The 15516-nt window shown below is 61.7% G+C and carries 18 protein-coding genes, 2 tRNA genes and 1 pseudogene; 9 read left to right on the plus strand and 12 right to left on the minus strand.

The features are described 5' to 3' along the window. Positions 1-87 precede the first annotated feature (87 nt). The 6 genes and pseudogenes from AC07PF_RS32395 to AC07PF_RS32420 all read right to left on the minus strand — a co-directional run bounded on the left by AC07PF_RS32395 (position 88) and on the right by AC07PF_RS32420 (position 3848). Positions 88-381: a hypothetical protein gene (locus AC07PF_RS32395; protein ID WP_494614652.1), complete on the minus strand. Its 294-nt coding sequence runs from the start codon at positions 379-381 to the stop codon at positions 88-90. A 397-nt stretch (positions 382-778) separates the two neighbouring features. Beyond that, positions 779-1069 (minus strand): hypothetical protein, encoded by a 291-nt coding sequence (locus tag AC07PF_RS32400; protein WP_494614653.1) that lies wholly within the window; start codon positions 1067-1069, stop codon positions 779-781. A gap of 85 nt (positions 1070-1154) precedes the next feature. Beyond that, positions 1155-1346: pseudogene (locus tag AC07PF_RS32405) on the minus strand (DNA/RNA non-specific endonuclease); the annotation flags it as partial. A 350-nt stretch (positions 1347-1696) separates the two neighbouring features. Beyond that, positions 1697-2404 carry a hypothetical protein gene (locus tag AC07PF_RS32410; RefSeq protein WP_494614654.1) on the minus strand — a complete coding sequence of 236 codons (708 nt, stop codon included), beginning with the start codon at positions 2402-2404 and terminating at the stop codon, positions 1697-1699. Beyond that, positions 2397-2780, minus strand: coding sequence for a hypothetical protein (locus AC07PF_RS32415; RefSeq protein ID WP_494614655.1), 384 nt, complete (start codon positions 2778-2780; stop codon positions 2397-2399). Before AC07PF_RS32415 ends, AC07PF_RS32410 begins: the two co-directional genes overlap by 8 nt. Further along, on the minus strand, positions 2781-3848 hold the full coding sequence (locus AC07PF_RS32420; RefSeq protein WP_494614656.1) for a hypothetical protein: 1068 nt from the start codon (positions 3846-3848) through the stop codon (positions 2781-2783). It abuts the gene before it with no gap. A 156-nt stretch (positions 3849-4004) separates the two neighbouring features. Between AC07PF_RS32420 and AC07PF_RS32425 the strand changes: the two genes are divergently transcribed. Next, positions 4005-4298 (plus strand): H-NS histone family protein, encoded by a 294-nt coding sequence (locus AC07PF_RS32425; RefSeq protein WP_494614657.1) that lies wholly within the window; start codon positions 4005-4007, stop codon positions 4296-4298. 930 nt (positions 4299-5228) lie between these two features. On the opposite strand, the gene AC07PF_RS32430 is transcribed toward AC07PF_RS32425, so the two are convergent. Together AC07PF_RS32430 and AC07PF_RS32435 are read right to left on the minus strand one after the other, a co-directional pair. Then, a tRNA-Asn gene (locus AC07PF_RS32430) sits at positions 5229-5304 on the minus strand. 111 nt (positions 5305-5415) lie between these two features. Further along, a tRNA-Asn gene (locus AC07PF_RS32435) sits at positions 5416-5491 on the minus strand. A gap of 202 nt (positions 5492-5693) precedes the next feature. On the opposite strand from AC07PF_RS32435, the gene def reads away from it, so the two are divergent. Next, complete coding sequence (gene def, locus AC07PF_RS32440; RefSeq protein WP_494614658.1) at positions 5694-6233, plus strand: peptide deformylase; 540 nt, start codon at positions 5694-5696, stop codon at positions 6231-6233. Positions 6234-6319: 86 nt separating this feature from the next. On the opposite strand, the gene AC07PF_RS32445 is transcribed toward def, so the two are convergent. Together AC07PF_RS32445 and AC07PF_RS32450 are read right to left on the minus strand one after the other, a co-directional pair. Next, positions 6320-8410, minus strand: coding sequence for a fibronectin type III domain-containing protein (locus tag AC07PF_RS32445; RefSeq protein WP_494614659.1), 2091 nt, complete (start codon positions 8408-8410; stop codon positions 6320-6322). Positions 8411-9083: 673 nt separating this feature from the next. After that, positions 9084-9620 carry a GNAT family N-acetyltransferase gene (locus AC07PF_RS32450; RefSeq protein WP_494614660.1) on the minus strand — a complete coding sequence of 179 codons (537 nt, stop codon included), beginning with the start codon at positions 9618-9620 and terminating at the stop codon, positions 9084-9086. Between the two features lie 91 nt (positions 9621-9711). Here AC07PF_RS32450 and AC07PF_RS32455 point away from each other — a divergent pair, with 91 nt between their 5' ends. From AC07PF_RS32455 to AC07PF_RS32465, 3 genes are all read left to right on the plus strand, one after another. Further along, positions 9712-10293: a helix-turn-helix domain-containing protein gene (locus AC07PF_RS32455; protein WP_494614661.1), complete on the plus strand. Its 582-nt coding sequence runs from the start codon at positions 9712-9714 to the stop codon at positions 10291-10293. 121 nt (positions 10294-10414) lie between these two features. Continuing rightward, positions 10415-10654, plus strand: a complete 240-nt coding sequence (locus tag AC07PF_RS32460; RefSeq protein WP_494614662.1) for a hypothetical protein — start codon at positions 10415-10417, stop codon at positions 10652-10654. A gap of 28 nt (positions 10655-10682) precedes the next feature. Beyond that, on the plus strand, positions 10683-10865 hold the full coding sequence (locus tag AC07PF_RS32465; protein WP_007857887.1) for a DUF3606 domain-containing protein: 183 nt from the start codon (positions 10683-10685) through the stop codon (positions 10863-10865). Positions 10866-10902: 37 nt separating this feature from the next. Here the strand turns inward: AC07PF_RS32465 and AC07PF_RS32470 are convergent, their stop codons facing one another. Both AC07PF_RS32470 and AC07PF_RS32475 read right to left on the minus strand, forming a co-directional pair. After that, positions 10903-11316 (minus strand): SRPBCC family protein, encoded by a 414-nt coding sequence (locus AC07PF_RS32470; RefSeq protein ID WP_494606028.1) that lies wholly within the window; start codon positions 11314-11316, stop codon positions 10903-10905. A 90-nt stretch (positions 11317-11406) separates the two neighbouring features. Then, positions 11407-12003: a putative pterin-binding protein gene (locus tag AC07PF_RS32475; protein WP_494614663.1), complete on the minus strand. Its 597-nt coding sequence runs from the start codon at positions 12001-12003 to the stop codon at positions 11407-11409. Between the two features lie 227 nt (positions 12004-12230). On the opposite strand from AC07PF_RS32475, the gene AC07PF_RS32480 reads away from it, so the two are divergent. The 4 genes from AC07PF_RS32480 to AC07PF_RS32495 all read left to right on the plus strand — a co-directional run bounded on the left by AC07PF_RS32480 (position 12231) and on the right by AC07PF_RS32495 (position 15457). Beyond that, positions 12231-12893 carry a lysozyme inhibitor LprI family protein gene (locus tag AC07PF_RS32480; protein ID WP_494614664.1) on the plus strand — a complete coding sequence of 221 codons (663 nt, stop codon included), beginning with the start codon at positions 12231-12233 and terminating at the stop codon, positions 12891-12893. Between the two features lie 90 nt (positions 12894-12983). Then, positions 12984-13739: a leucyl/phenylalanyl-tRNA--protein transferase gene (gene aat, locus AC07PF_RS32485; protein WP_494614665.1), complete on the plus strand. Its 756-nt coding sequence runs from the start codon at positions 12984-12986 to the stop codon at positions 13737-13739. Continuing rightward, on the plus strand, positions 13736-14500 hold the full coding sequence (locus AC07PF_RS32490; RefSeq protein ID WP_494614666.1) for an arginyltransferase: 765 nt from the start codon (positions 13736-13738) through the stop codon (positions 14498-14500). Before aat ends, AC07PF_RS32490 begins: the two co-directional genes overlap by 4 nt. 111 nt (positions 14501-14611) lie before the next feature. Then, complete coding sequence (locus AC07PF_RS32495; protein WP_007857877.1) at positions 14612-15457, plus strand: IclR family transcriptional regulator; 846 nt, start codon at positions 14612-14614, stop codon at positions 15455-15457. Positions 15458-15516 lie beyond the last annotated feature (59 nt).

Here is a 15516-nt window from a genome sequence, read left to right on the forward strand (position 1 = left end):
TAGTGGAAAATGAGGCTCAGTGCTGCGAGATGGGGCTGGCCCGTATGCTCGTGGGTGTTTCCACACAGCCTCGGCCCATAGCGGACGTCAGAACTGGTTCCATTTCAAGGTCGATGAGGCCCACGCTGCTTGTTCGGCGTGAGCTATTGCATCTTGCAGTTTGGGGAACACTGCAGAGGGATACTTCCAAAAGTCACGCGGCGTTGTAGGTGAAGCCCACTGGACGTCGAATCCCGGAACCGCTTGATCCTCTTGGATCTCGGGTGGATCTTCCCAGTCGCCCGATCCGTAGCGAATCGAGCAGCTGACAATACGGACCCCTGTTGGCACAGTGCCGTCGTACAGCCACGTCCCTTCTTTCACGACAGTGAAATCGCTCATCGAAATGTCCGCCTTTGGCCGCTCCAGGTCATGCAGGAGATGTCGCCTCGATCCAAATGGTCTGCCCGGGGTGATGCTCTTCGATGGTGCTTAAAGCGTCATCCACCAAAACCCGATCCCTTAACTCGTAAACAAAGCGAGTGCAATTCGGCGCGGGTAACGCGGCCCATGCTGTCTCTGAAATCGCATCGGCACCACACCATACCGCGTCATCATTCCTCGCTACACGCAGCGCCTGAGCGAGGCCCTCGGAGGTGATTGCAAGGTAAATCATATGAAGATTTGAATGTGTCGCACCGGGCTTCGCCTAAGACCGCTCCTGGCCGGTTGCTGTCGTTGAAACTACGCGATGACGCGGCCTCGATGCGATAGTCGGCGCGCCGAGGCCGCTCCAATGTCATGTCTCCGGGCAGTTCTCATAGAAGCCGCTCGTAATCTTGGCATCGTGCCGCGCTTGAAGTTCAAGATTGAACTGCATAACCTTGGCATTGGGGGTCGAACGGCACATGGAGATGTGGACATTTTTCGGCTTGAGCCGAACGACCTCGTCCACAACGGATGTTGCCAGAGGCGATTTCACTGCGCCAGCGATGTATTCGGACGGGAGGATCTGAACTTGAAGAATATCGGAAGTACCTCCGCAGCCAGCAAGCAGCAGAGCAGATACGAGGAAGGTTCGTTGAAACATGGCAGGTTCCTGAAGGACTGGTTCTGGCCGATAGCAGCCATCGTAGCCGAGACCGCAGCTTGCTCAAATTCAATCTTCGCCGCGATCAATGCTGAGGCGTGAGCCTTGGTAGGAACTCAATGCCGGTGCGCTTCACCAGTTCCTGGTAGCTGATGGGTGGACCTGCGCGCTCCCCTTCCTCGTTCCGCTGCCAATGTGCCCAGGCCCGCTTCGTCGTGGCGTCATAGACCAGCTTGTAGAGGTGTGACGGCACCTTTACTCCATTGCTGCCGATGCTTGTGTCAGGCTGGCCCATGACGACCCAAGCTGCCCGGAAAACTCCCCGCGTCCACCCGACGACCTGACGACTCGACGACAACCCATCGACGAATCGTCGCTTCGACGGGTCACATCAAGACACTCAACCCTGCTCCGCATGCCACGCGGGAATAGCTAGCTGGGTGACCGGGTGCTGCCCCGCTGCTGTTCGATCACTACGAGGTGCTGCGCCACGGGGAGTGGTGCACGGTGATGGTATAGCTACCGGTGCGGTGGTTTTCCAGGGCGAGGGGCGTGCTGACGTGGCGGTGTCTCGGGCGCCGTTTTGAGCCAGCAAGTAAGCTGATTATTCAATCTAGCTTCGTTTATCTAACTTCGAGGTTTTGGCTTTTTAGGGGCTGAGGCCGCTTTAGTTGTCCTTCGCTGCTTTGTTGCTCGTCCACTTTTGTCCTTAGGATCGTGATAAAGAGGTATACATACATGCCAAACCTTAAATGGAGTTCCATAGGACTCATGTATATGCTCACTATGAAAAGCGAGTGGACCAAACCTATCGCATGCTTCTATTTGGCAACCCGGTGGTATTTTATAATTTGAAACAAACCTCTTCTTCCAGCTACCCATTTTCGTGGCAGCATCCGGTTTTCTCAAATATGCAAGAAGCCCTCCATAACATACACCCGCAGAGTCAGTGCCTGGTGTATACCGAGACGAGAGCTGGAGATAGCCTTCTTGAATTGCTGTGAGGCTTGTGTACTTCTTAGCCTCTCCGATCCAGCGATGCCCGGCCCTTTTAACTTCAATATCAACATTCCCGCCCGAACTCACACAGTCGCATGAATAGCCAGCACCACGCAGGAACATTGATATTCTGCTTGTGGTAGCGTCCTCAGATTCGGTAGTAATATGATGCTTATCCCTAGTTACCTGGATGGTTGCAGACTTTATGTCATCATAGAGCGCAGCCAGAAAATCGCTATAGTTCTTCACAGTTGCACGACTAAGAAACCCAGCAATAAGCGGATCAATTACCCCCAAGGCCTTAAGCGCCTCCAAAGAAATTCCCATATTACTCATGAATGTTCTTTGGCTGGAAATATATCAAAAGATTCTTAGCAGAATCCGCATCTACAAGCCCAGTGAACGGATTTATCATTGATTCAGCCACATTTCGCGCCTCCTCTTTGGTTATATCCCGCAGTTCATCTTCATGCAGATATTCAAATTTTATTTCCAAAAGAGGATAATCATCGCCAGCATAAAATTGCAACACCCTCAACATAGAGTTGTCAGCAAAGCGCTGGGGCGCAGAAATTTGGCGCAACAGCCCCAGGTTAATATGCTTTGTAGCCGGCTTATCCTCCAAAAACTTGACAAGCCCTCTTGCAATCGCGCACTCCTCCCCATCGCCAAATATTGCGATTATTTGATCGATCGAGGCTTCCAGATCCATTTATGTAGAGTAGCTTACAAGCTTATTGATGGCAGCAATTACTGTTCTATCTGTTTTTCCATCCACCAGACGCGCCGTTCTCACATATGCGCCTGCCGTGGACAAACTGGCAACAGGAGCATGTACACGTAACGAGGCTGCACCGGCGTTACCTAAATTGGCCCACGTCACCGTGATGTCATAGGGCGCAATAGTTCCCACCTTTCCGACACCAGCTTCATGATATTCCTCGTTGCGCAAATCATCCCCAGAGTTGACAGACTCCTTCTTCATTGATTTCGAGGGAGCGCGAAAAGCAATTTTCTGAATTCTCCCTTCGCCCGCCTTATTATATATTCCTCCAATACAATTAAACAAGTTCAAAGGCGCATTCAGTTCATATATTGAATTCAGCGCAGCACAACTTGTGGACAAAAGACCAAGAATATTCAATGCTCGCTCACCAACATCGTCTTTATCGACTGATTTATCTGGCTGATCTATCAGCACCTCAAGACGCTTCAAGCTTTTTCGAAAATTGACCACATCGAAGACTTGATAGTCTTTAGTATTAATTGCGATAAACTTACTAGACCCTGGAAATGCTGCTCGCACCGCAGCCGTCACTTGATCAAAACGATACTCTGTTTTATCGTGCACAATTCGCTTTGCGCAGAACACAAGAGATACATCACCATTATCCCTTGCGATCACCTTAGCCAGCTTGTGCTCTGAATTCATCGCAGAGAGCTGTGTAGCGTTGACGGGCATCGGAAAAGCCTCCGCATACACTCCAGAGGCAGCCATTACACCAAACGCACTAGCTACCGACTGAACCGCATCATCCTCAAGATGGTATATATAGATTTCCTTTGATCCGGCAAGCGCTATTTCCGTATAAGACGCGGCCATTAATCTCGTAAGTGCTGCTCCTTTTGCCGGATTTGACTCTATTTCCTGGATAAGTTGCTGCCAGCCACCTGCCGATGTAGCAGAGTCCTGAGCCTTCAAAATCTCTTTTAAATCTCGAAATTGAATTCGATCCCGGACAATTTCAACAAGCTCTGCAGTCCCCAACGTTCTTGGCACAACAACTCCCTCCATCACTTGAACAAGCAACCGCTTGTATCATAGCCATACATTCGCAAAGACCGCTACACTAAACAGCAGCCATTTGGGGGAGGCTCGTTCAAAATTCGGGAGCACCCTGCAGTGGACACATACTCACATCTCAAAAGTTCTCATATGTCCAACTACAAAGCACTCATCGCCCGCAAAGCCGAACTTGACCGACTCATCGAGGAGACCCGCAAGGCAGAAGTCGCAAGCGCTGTCGCGGAAGCACGGGCTCTCATCGCTGAGTTCGGGCTGACTTCTGAGGATGTGTTCGGGGGCGGCAAGGCCAGGAAGGCTTCCAGCGCCAAAGGTACGAAGGTAGAGGCGAAATACCGCGATCCCGCCACGGGTGCGACCTGGACAGGAAGGGGCCGTGCACCTGTGTGGATTGCTGACAAGGACCGCTCTACCTTTGCCATTTGAGCTAAGTACTGCGGACCACAGCCCTACCGTTGCATGCTTTGACGTCGAGCGGAATTGAAGTAAAGGCCCTGAATCGTCATCAGGTTCGGGGGTGGAGATTGCTCCCCACCCCTTACTACTAAAGCAGCATTGAAAGGATCGCGAGGACCACAACGGCAGGAACTGCCACCGCGATCTTCAGCTTTCCATACTGCACACTCAGCTTGAGCATGGATGACTCCAGGTTCTCGCCGGCGAGCTCGCCAACTTCATGAGGGTTGGCATTTATATCGCGCCGTGCCGGGCGCTAGTCTTCCGCTTGCCTAGGATGGCTTCCGACTTTCAGCTCATGACGACTAAGGTTGGTGCAGAAGTCCATCCGCACTCCTTGCCTTCAATCACCTTAAGCCACACGAGTTGCGGCCCCGGGCTTTCTCAGGGCCCTGAGTGAACAACGGCCTCACGCCTTGATCCACCTGACATCAGTCTACCGTTCCACGTGACGATTGCGAAGCTGATGTGGCAAGGGGTAACCCCAATCGCTGCCGGTCTCAACGGCAAATCGCCCACCATGCTGTGAAGGGGAAATGAGTCGTTTGCGGAGTCTGGTTGCTGTGCACCATAGCCACCATCGATGTTCAGGCCATCAATCCGCGCGCCATCAATCGCCTCAATGAGCACCGACCAGGCCACCCCACATCGAAGCCCGCGACACCTACACATAGCACTCGCCAATGCCGGCCATCATCAGCCCATAGCCGAGGGTTCGCAGCCCCGAGCAGTCCGCTGAGCCTTGCACCTCAACAACCTCGCCGCCGAACCCGCCGAACCTCACCGACCCACGATGCCCGCAGCCATCAACCGATGATGTGCATCGCATCAACCCCATCAATGTGAGACGCACAAAGCAAAAAGGCCACCCCGAAGGGTAGCCTTTGTACTGCCAATGAATGGCTCCTCGACCTGGGCTCGAACCAGGGACCTACGGATTAACAGTCCGGCGCTCTACCGACTGAGCTATCGAGGAATGATCGGTACTGACGACATCAACAATGATGGTGTGCTGCGGTGGTGGCAAGCTTGCTCACGGCTTGCCGGTGGTGTGCCCGATTGCAGCGGGGCACAGCACGCGAATTCTTGGCTCCTCGACCTGGGCTCGAACCAGGGACCTACGGATTAACAGTCCGGCGCTCTACCGACTGAGCTATCGAGGAACAAGACTTAGATTATATACACAAAATTCGGGCGTTTTCCAGTCCGGGTGCTGTTGCGTGCAATCTGGAGGAAAGTTTTGGCGCTGTGCGGGGTCGCCGCCAGCCTCGCCCTACGGCGGCGGGGCTGTCGACGTTGCGGCATGATGTGTGGCTGCTGCTGACCGCGATGACCAGCATCGCATTCTTTCTTCCCACGCCATCCATGACCATCCACACCATCCTGAAGATGGGCGACCCGCGCCTGCTGCGCGTGGCCCAGCCCGTGACCGCGTTCGATACGGACGAGCTGCACCTGCTGGTGCGCGACATGCTGGAGACGATGCAGTCCGTCAACGGCGCAGGGCTGGCGGCGCCCCAGATCGGGGTGGACCTGCAGTTGGTGATCTTCGGCTCCAACGACCGCAACCCGCGCTACCCAGACCGGCCCATCGTGCCGCCCACGGTGCTGATCAACCCGGTGATCACGCCGCTGGGGGATGCGGAAGAAGAGGACTGGGAGGGCTGCCTGTCGGTGCCGGGCCTGCGCGGCAAGGTGCCGCGCTGGTCGCGCATCCGCTACGCGGGGTTCGATCTGTATGGCGACCCGATCGACCGCACGGTGGATGGCTTCCACGCCCGGGTGGTGCAGCACGAGTGCGACCACCTGATTGGCAAGCTGTACCCGATGCGGGTGCGGGACTTCACGCAGTTCGGATTCACCGAAGTTCTCTTTCCCGACATCAGCGCCCAGGAAGACGACTGAGGCGGCGCCTGGCAATCGCGAAGCGGCCGCCTTCTAACTATAGAAGGGCAGAAGGGCGGCACGCTCGGCACACTCCAAGGCCTTGCTTACGGGCAGGCCGTGCCGCTGCCGCAGCTCAACGCCATGCCGTTGGCGTTGACGCTGCCGTCCGGCGCGACCACGTAGACATACAGCTTTGCGGCGCCCTTGAGCACGCCGCGCACCTGGCCTAGCTCGATGCGGTTGGGCGCCCAGCTTTTGACGGGCAGCACTTCGCGGTGGCTGGCGGTGGACCAGGTGGGGCTGTCCGACAGTTCCACACGTGCAGGGCTGTTGGCGATGTAGATGTCGTCCATGGCTGTTTTCATGGTGTCGTAGCCGTGGGTGTTGTCGGCGTAGCCGCCGTGGTCGAAACCAATGAGCCCGATGCGGATGGGTGAGTTGGCATAGTCCGCACTCTTCACACAGGGGTGGTTGTGCCCGGCCACGCCGTTGACCCAGGTGCGCACGTGCGGCACCGACAGGTCTACCTCCACCTCATGCCGGTTCCACCGACCGGCCACACCGCCCTTGTCCCACCAGTTGCCCCAGCTGACTTCGGGCTTGTAGTCGGCAGGCACGGCGCAGGTCATGTGCATCTGGGTCCAGGAGATGCGGGTGCCATAGCCGTTGCCGTTGTCCCACAGGCGGATGAATTTGTTGGATGCGCCTTCCGCCCCGGGCGAGACCGAGGGCTTGTACCACCACGACACATACATCTTGTTGAAGGTGCGTGCGGGGCCGTTGTAGTTGGGGTAGCTGAGCACCGGCTTGTGCCCGGTGGCGGCATACACCACGCCCGCTTCGCCGGAGCGGGTTTCGCTGGTGCGCTGGTACTTGAAGCGCGACGCCACCACGGTGCTGCTGGCACCGTAGAGCTTGTCCGCACCGGCGGGCACTTCAGCACCGTCGGGCAGGCCCGACGCGGCGAAGGCGGTGGCCACGTCGTCCCAGAACATCATGGGGTTTTCGTTCCAGGGGTTGCGCCCTTCGATCACGACGCCGCCAGCGATCCACCTGGCCGTGAGCACCGTTGCGGGGGTGGTGCGCACGCTGATCGGGGCGCTGGCCGCGGATTTGTTGCCCGCGGCATCGAAGGCCTTGACGGCAAAGCTGTAGGCCGTGCCGGCGGCCAGGTCGCCGTAGGTGTAGCTGGTCTGGCGGGTCACTTCACCGGTCGATATTCCGTTTTGGTACAGCTCGTACCCGACCACCCCGGTGGCGTCACTGCTGGCCTTCCATTGCACGACCACGCTGGACGATGTGACCGCCCCGGTGGTCACGCCGGCCGGGATGGTGGGCGCAACGATGTCGACCGGGCTCGCGCCGCCCAGCGTTGCTGTGGTCACAGTGGTGGCGGCAGACCGGTTGCCGGCCGCGTCATAAGCCCTGACGCTGAACTCATAGCGGCTGGCTGGCGCCAGGTTGCGAAAGGAAAATTCGCGGCCCGATGTGCCGCCCACCCACACGGCGTTCTTGAACACGTCGTAGCCCACCACGCCCACGTTGTCGGTGCTTTCGCGCCATTGCAGCACCAGGCTCGATTCGGTGCGGCTGTGCGCCACCAGGTCGGGAGGGTTGGTGGGCGAGCTGGTGTCGGGCTCGCGCGGCACCAGCGCGGCCTGCACGGTCCGCACGCTGGTGGTTGCGGCAATGCGCTCGCCGCCCTGCGCGGCGGGCACTTCGTTCTCGCCTGCTGGCACCGCCTTGGCCGTGGTCACACTGTATTCGACGCTCTGGGGCGAGCTGTTGCCTGCCGCATCCGCGGCGCTGACGCGGTACACATAGGTGGTCGCGCTGGCGAGTGAGCTGTCGGTATAGGCCGTGGTACTGCCGTTGACGCTGTGCAGGGGCTGGCCGTCGCGCCAGACGTGGTAGCTGGCGACACCCACGTTGTCGCTGGCAGGCAACCAGGAAAGCGCCACCCGGCCATCCGCAGTGGCGCTTGCGCTGACGCTGTGGGGCGCAGACGGGGCGATGTCGTCGACACCGCCCTGCAACGGCACCACGGCCACAGCATCAGGAATGGCCGCCGCCGCGGCCTGGGTGGCGTCAGGCCCTTGCACCGCGGCCGATACGGCCCTGCCCTGCTGCAGCGCAGGGGCTTCGTCCCCGTTGCCGGACCCACCGCAGGCAGCCAAGGATGCAAGAACAAGCATCTCTACCGCCCATACCGACCGCTGTACCGCTACCGCCATTTTCATACCCTCCCTGATTTGAAAGAACCTGCGTGTCCTCTGGGGGACTTACAGGGGAGGGGGAAATGTAGGCGCTTGGTTTTTGAAAATCAAATGCGAAGTCTTCTCATAACAACGGGTACCATTTGATACGATTCAATCCGAGCCAGCATAATTCACCCGATCGACCATCGCCACCAAAGAGAAAACCAAGGCAACCAGCAGGCACTGGCGGTAGAAAATAGTGAAATGGGTGGACTTTGATCTGGACAAAGCAGCACAGATGGCACCAAGAGCGGCGCCCGGCCACCGCCCGAAAGGCATGAGGGCCGCATGTGCAGGGCCTTTGCGGGCAAACCATCCCTTAGCAAACACCGGCAGGCAAAACCAGAGTCTCTCGCCGAGCGGTTGAATCCAATGGACCACCGGTATTTTCAATGCCTCCGGATACCATTATCTGCGGCCACGCCCTTCAGGCATTTTCCACTGCAATCTGCGAGTCACAGCGTTTGGTTTCAACGCAAGACATGAAAAGGCAGATCACATGGTGCCAATATGCACGGGGAAATGGATCTGAGCCCATTTTTCAGTGCTGGCCCACGCTGCAGCGGCCGCGCTCGGCCGCAGAGAAAGAAGCGCCGGCCAAGCGGGGCGGTCAACCGCCGCGCCCTGCCCCATCGGGATCGGTGCGCGCATCGAGCTTGAGCTGCAAAAAGGCCAGGTCCAGCCACTGGCCGAACTTGGTGCCCACTTCGGGCAGCAGGCCCACCTGGGTGAAGCCCAGGCGCTCGTGCAGCTGGATCGATACGGTGTTGCCGGCCTCGATGCCGGCGACCATGACGTGCTTGCCGATGGCGCGGGCGCGCTCGATAAGGGCCTGCATCAGCAGCTTGCCCAGGCCTGCGCCGCGGGCGTTCTGGTGCACGTAGACGGAATGCTCGACGGTGTGGCGGTAGCCGTCAAAGGCGCGCCAGTCGCCAAACGAGGCGTAGCCGGCCACGGCACCCTGGTCGTCGATGGCGACGAGCACGGGGTAGCCCAGGCGCTGGCGGTCGGCCAGCCAGGCGGCGCGGTTGGCTGCGTCCACCAGGGTTTCGTTCCAGATGGCGGTGGTGTTGGCCACGGCGTCGTTGTAGATGGCAAGGATGCCTTCGATGTCGCCCGTGTGGGCATCGCGTATCTGCAGGGTCATGGCTTGGCTGTCAGGGGTTGCACGGCTTTCCATCCACTATGATGGACGAATAAGGTATTTTGGTGGATTATTGTCCACCATGATAAAACACATGTCCACCAAAGTAGATTTAGCAGTCGATAGCCTGAGCCAGCGCATTGGCGCCCGTGTGCGCATCGAGCGCGAGGGCCGGGGCTGGTCGCTGACCGATCTGGCGGCGCACTCCGGCGTGTCGCGGGCCATGGTGCACAAGCTGGAGCGGGGTGAATCGAGCCCCACGGCGACGCTGCTGGCACGGCTGTCGGGCGCGTTCGGGCTGAGCATGTCGCAGCTGATCGCCCGCGCCGAGGCCAAGGAGGGCCGGCTGCTGCGCCGGGCCGACCAACCCGTGTGGACGGACCCGCAGACCGGCTATGTGCGCACGCACGTATCGCCCCCCTCCGACCTGCCGCTGGACCTGGTGCAGGTGTTGCTGCCCGCCGGTGCGCGGGTGCCCATGCCGGCTGCTGCCTACACCGCGAAACGGCAGCTGATCTGGGTATTGCAAGGCTCGCTGGTGTTCATGGAGGGCGACACCCGGCATGCCATGGATGCCGGCGACTGCCTGGAACTGGGGCCGCCTGCGGACTGCGTGTTCCGCAACGAAACGGCGGCAGACTGCACCTACGCCGTGGTGGTGCTGCGCCGCGTTTGAGCCGCCCCCCCTGTCGCCACGGCCCGGGCAGGACGGCGAGCACCGGCGTAGCCGATGGGGTCCTACAGCCCGCCGTGCGCTGCGCCCCTAGCATCAAGGCTTCTTCCCCGAGGAGCACGCCATGCCCGACAGCACCACCCCGAAACCCGGCCACAACCAGTATGGTTTGAAAGACTCGTCCGGCACGCTGGGCGAGACCTATGCCAACCGCCCAGGCGGAGAACAGCCGGGGGTGGGCCCGTTGGATGCGGTCAACCCCTCGGGCCACCGGCTGGGCGCGATCGAAGAACACCCGGATCCCAAGCCGGCGTCGCGCCAGGGCACGGGTGTGACGGGCGAGACCGACGACAAGCAGCGCTAGGCCAGGCGCCAACGCGAGGCCCTCCACCATGCCCGACATTCCGCACGATGCCGATACGGACCGCCGTTTCATCAGCCTGGCGCAGGACCACGAGATCCACGCCTGGACCACCTCCCTCGAATGCTCCGAACAGGAGCTGCGCGACGCGGTGGCGGCCGTGGGCAACTCGGCGGATGCGGTGCTCAACCACCTGACGCGCAACAAGGATTGACTGGCTTCAGGCCATTCGCAGCCGCCCAGCCGCGGCATCAGGAAGCCTGCCGCTCCAGCAGTTGCTGGAGGGCCGCCAAATCCTTGCGCACATGGGCCACGTCGGCCTCGAAATTGGCCTGGCCCACGCCCTCGAAGCGCAGCACCACAAAGCTCAGCAGGCTGCCATGCCCACCACACGGCGTGACGCGCAAGGCGTTGTGCACCGTGGTTCCGTCGGGCAAGGTCACGTCGTGGTCGAGCACGCCGAAGGGGTTGTGCGGCGCCATGTCGACCCGGACCTTGCCCATGGGCGAATCGGTGAACCACTGGCCATCGCGCTGCTCGATGCCTGTAGCCAGGCCCGATGCCCAGAGCGGCAGGTTCTCCATGCGGTGGGCAAAGTCATAGACGGTGTTGGCCGCCACCGCCACGGGCTGGCTGACGACACGGGCTTCTTGAACGGTTGCCACGGGGATTGCCTTCCATCAGTGTTCGGATGCTCAGCGATGGTAGGCCAGCCGCGGGGGGCACGCCCGCGATTTCCGGTGCAGTCCTACAGCTCAGGCCGCCTTCACGTCGATGTGGTACAGGCCCCAGGGGCACAGCGCAAAGCGCTCCTTCACGGGCTTGTCCTTGAAGGGCGCGACGTTGTCCGCGTCGTACACGGCCCACTGTGGCCCCAGGCCGCCCAGCGCCATGGGCTGGCCGTCCAGGCGCGTGGCCACGATCATGCGGTACTGCGCGGCATCGGCCAGGCTGACGGCCACGTTGTAGCCGTCCACGGCGCGCAGGCCCAGCTGCACATTGCTGCCGCGCGGCACGCCAGCGGCTTCGAGCACGGTGACCAGCAACGGGCCTTCCAGGGTATGGACCTTGTTGTCGTACTCCAGCGTGGGCTTGATGGTCACCGTGGGCAGGCGCTGCAGCGCGGCCGCGTCGAACGCGAAGGCCTTGCTGAACTGGATCTTGTGCTTGCCCATCATCTGGTCGATGACAGGGTCGAGCGCGCCGCGGTTGGTCTTGCCGACGGCACCGCTCACGGTCAGCAAGACGGGCTGGGCAACGCCGGCCTTGGCATTGGGGGCTGCGATGGCGCTGGTGGCGGGCAGCACGCCCGCCAGGCCGATGGTGGTGACGAAATGGCGCTTGTTGATCATGTTGGTTCTCTCCTGTGTTGTGTAGTGCGCAGATTTGCGGCGGGCCGTAGGGTGCGTCCAGCGCCCCGGAGTGTCAAGTTCCGATTGGCTGCCGCGCCCTCTTCCCGCTCTTTGTTCTAGTACAAAGCGCACCCTGCGCCCTGATGCGCAGTACAAAGTGCCCCCCCCGTGCAGCTTCGTATGATGGATACCGCCCGCTCACCACGATCCAGCCCACTGCACGCACCATGCCCCTGAACAGAACGATGCGCCCCTGTATTGCCGCCGCCCTGCTGATGGCCTTGGCCCCGCTGGCCAGCGCCGCCAGCTTCGACTGCGCCAAGGCCAAGTTGCCCATGGAAAAGCTGATCTGCTCGGACGCCCCGCTCTCGGCGCTGGACGAGCAGCTGAACACCGCCTTCAAGGACGCAGTCACCCGCTCCAAAGCCCGGCCGCAGCTGGTGCAGTGGCAGCGCGAGTGGCTCAAGTCGTACGAAGTCACACAGTGCAAGGATGCGCGCTGCCTGGCCCAGGAGTTCTCGGGCCGCATTGCGCTGCTGCGAAGCGTGGCGCCCGCCACCGGGCCCGGTGCGCAGTGGAATGGCAGCTACACGCGCTACCTCCAGGGCAAGCCCGACAAGGACAGCGCCACGCTGGCCGTCGTCGGCCTGCAGGACGGCAAGGTCTACCTGGCGGGCGACGCCGTCTGGTATGGCCCCAACGCCGCCAATGGCCAAGTCAACGTGGGTGAGATACGGGGCGTAGGCACCCTGCGCAACGGGCTGCTGGCGTACGACAGCGACGGCTGCACGGCCACGCTGGCCCTGCAGCGCGGCGGCCTGGCCGTGAAGGAGGACGATGGCTGCGGCGGAATGAACGTGAGCTTTGTGGGCGAGTACCGGCGCAAGTAGCGCAAACACCACGGGCCTGCGTCAGCCGCGGTGCTTGCCGCACAATCCAACCATTCATTCGTCGTTCCTTCGCATCCCTGCCTCGCCCCCATGCCCGCCCAACTCCCCTGGCTGGAACCCCTTGACCCCTTCCCCAGCCCGGCGAGCGCCTGGGGCCCCGACGACCCGGCGCCCGGCCTGCTGGCCGCCGGGGGCGCGCTGGATGTGAAACACCTCAAGGCGGCCTACGGGCAGGGCACCTTCCCCTGGTTCAGCGAGGGCCAGCCCATCCTGTGGTGGGCGCCAGACCCGCGCATGGTGCTGCCGGTGGCCGAGTTCCGGCTGCACCGCTCGCTGCGCAAGACGCTGCAGAAATTCGCCTCCAGCAGCCACTGCGAGGTGCGGGTGGACACGGCCTTCGGCCAGGTGATACGCGCCTGCTCGTCCACGCCGCGCGAGGGCCAGGCGGGCACCTGGATCGTGCCCGACATGGTGCGTGCCTACGAGGCGCTGCATGCGGCGGGCTCGGCCCACAGCGTGGAGACCTGGGTCGATGGGCGGCTGGTGGGTGGCCTGTACTGCGTGGCGCTCGGGCGCGCGGTGTTCGGCGAGTCGATGTTCGCGCATGCGACCGATGCCTCCAAGATCGCGCTGGCGGCGCTGGTGGCGATTTGCCGCGTGCACGGCGTGGCGCTGATCGACTGCCAGCAGAACACGCGCCACCTGGCGTCGATGGGGGCGCGCGAGATCCCGCGCAGCGAGTTCCTGGGCAAGATCGCCGCGGCGCAAGACCTTCCGGGCGGCACCTGGCGTTTCGAGCCCGTATACTGGAACCAACTGTTGCCCCACCCCTCGCCCATGGCATGACGCAACTCAACGACCTGCCGCTGCAGACCTTGCAGTTCTATGCGACAGCGCCCTACCCGTGCAGCTACCTGCCGGACCGGCAGGCGCGTTCGCAGGTCGCCACGCCCAGCCACCTGATCCAGAGCGATGTGTATTCGGGCCTCGTGGCCACGGGGTTCCGGCGCAGCGGCATGTTCACCTACCGCCCCTATTGCGATGGCTGCCAGGCCTGCACCCCGCTGCGCGTGCGCGCGCAGGAGTTCCGGGCCGACCGCAGCCAGCGCCGCGCTGCGCTGCAGCATGGCGCGCTGCAGGCGCGCGTGCTGCGCCTGTGCTTCGTGCCCGAGCACTACCAGCTGTACCTGCGCTACCAGAACGGGCGCCACGCGGGCGGCGGCATGGACCAGGACAGCATCGACCAGTACACCCAGTTCCTGCTGCAAAGCCGCGTCAATTCGCGGCTGGTGGAGTTCCGCGAGGTGGATCCGGAAACCGGTGAACCGGGGGCGCTGAAGATGGTGTCCATCCTCGACGTGCTCAACGACGGCCTGTCGGCCGTGTACACCTTCTACGAGCCCGAGGCGCGGGCCAGCTACGGCACCTACAACGTGGTCTGGCAGATCGAGCAGGCGCGCTCCATGGGCCTGCCCTATGTCTACCTGGGCTACTGGATCGAGGCCAGTCCCAAGATGAACTACAAGGCGCGCTTTTTGCCGCATGAGATCCGCCAGGGCAGCGAATGGCGGCGGGTGGACCAGCGTCACCCAGGTGCCAGCGGCTGACGGCCTCCAAGGCGCCCGATGGTGCCGTTGCATTTCACAAGGTAAGATGCGGCGATCAGAGGATGTTGTGGATATCCCTTAGTCCACGCCATTCCCGCATTCCTGCCGCCCATGAAAAAAATCGACCCTGGTATCCCGATCAAACCCAGCGTCCAGGTACTGGAGCGCATGTTCACGCTGATCGACGTGCTCGCATCGCGCGAGGACGCCATCTCGCTCAAGGAGATCAGCGAGAAGACGGGGCTGCACCCGTCCACCACGCACCGCATCCTGAACGACCTGACCATCGGCCGCTTCGTGGACCGGCCCGAATCGGGCAGCTACCGGCTGGGCATGCGCCTGCTGGAGCTGGGCAACCTGGTCAAGGCCCGCCTGAGCGTGCGCGATGCGGCCCTGGCCCCGATGCGCAACCTGCACAAGCTGATCCAGCAGCCGGTGAACCTGAGCATGCGCCAGGGCGACGAGATCGTGTACGTGGAGCGCGCCTACAGCGAGCGTTCGGGCATGCAGGTGGTGCGCGCCATCGGCGGCCGCGCGCCGCTGCACCTGACCTCCACCGGCAAGCTCTTCCTGGCGCTGGACGACCCCCAGCGCGTGCGCGCCTACGCCACCCGCACCGGGCTGGCGGGCCACACCCGCAACAGCATTACCCAGTTGCCCGTGCTCGAGCGCGAGCTGGCCAAGGCACGCCAGTACGGCACGGCCCGCGACAACGAGGAGCTGGAGCTGGGCGTGCGCTGCATGGCCGCCGGCGTGTACGACGACCAGGCCAAGCTGGTGGCCGGCCTGTCCATCTCGGCCCCGGCCGACCGGCTCGACGAGGGCTGGATGGCCAAGCTGCAGGCCACGGCGCAGGAGATTTCGCTGGCGCTGGGCTATGTGCCGACCAAGGTGCCCACCTCGCCCCTGTCCTCCTCCCTGCACGGCAGCGAGGTCCTGCACACACCGGTCGAGTGATCGCCGAAGGGCGCGCAGCCCCGGCCTGAAAAACAAAAAACCCCGGGAGCCTGCGCCAC

Source organism: Acidovorax sp. GW821-FHT10A04, from assembly GCF_059415825.1.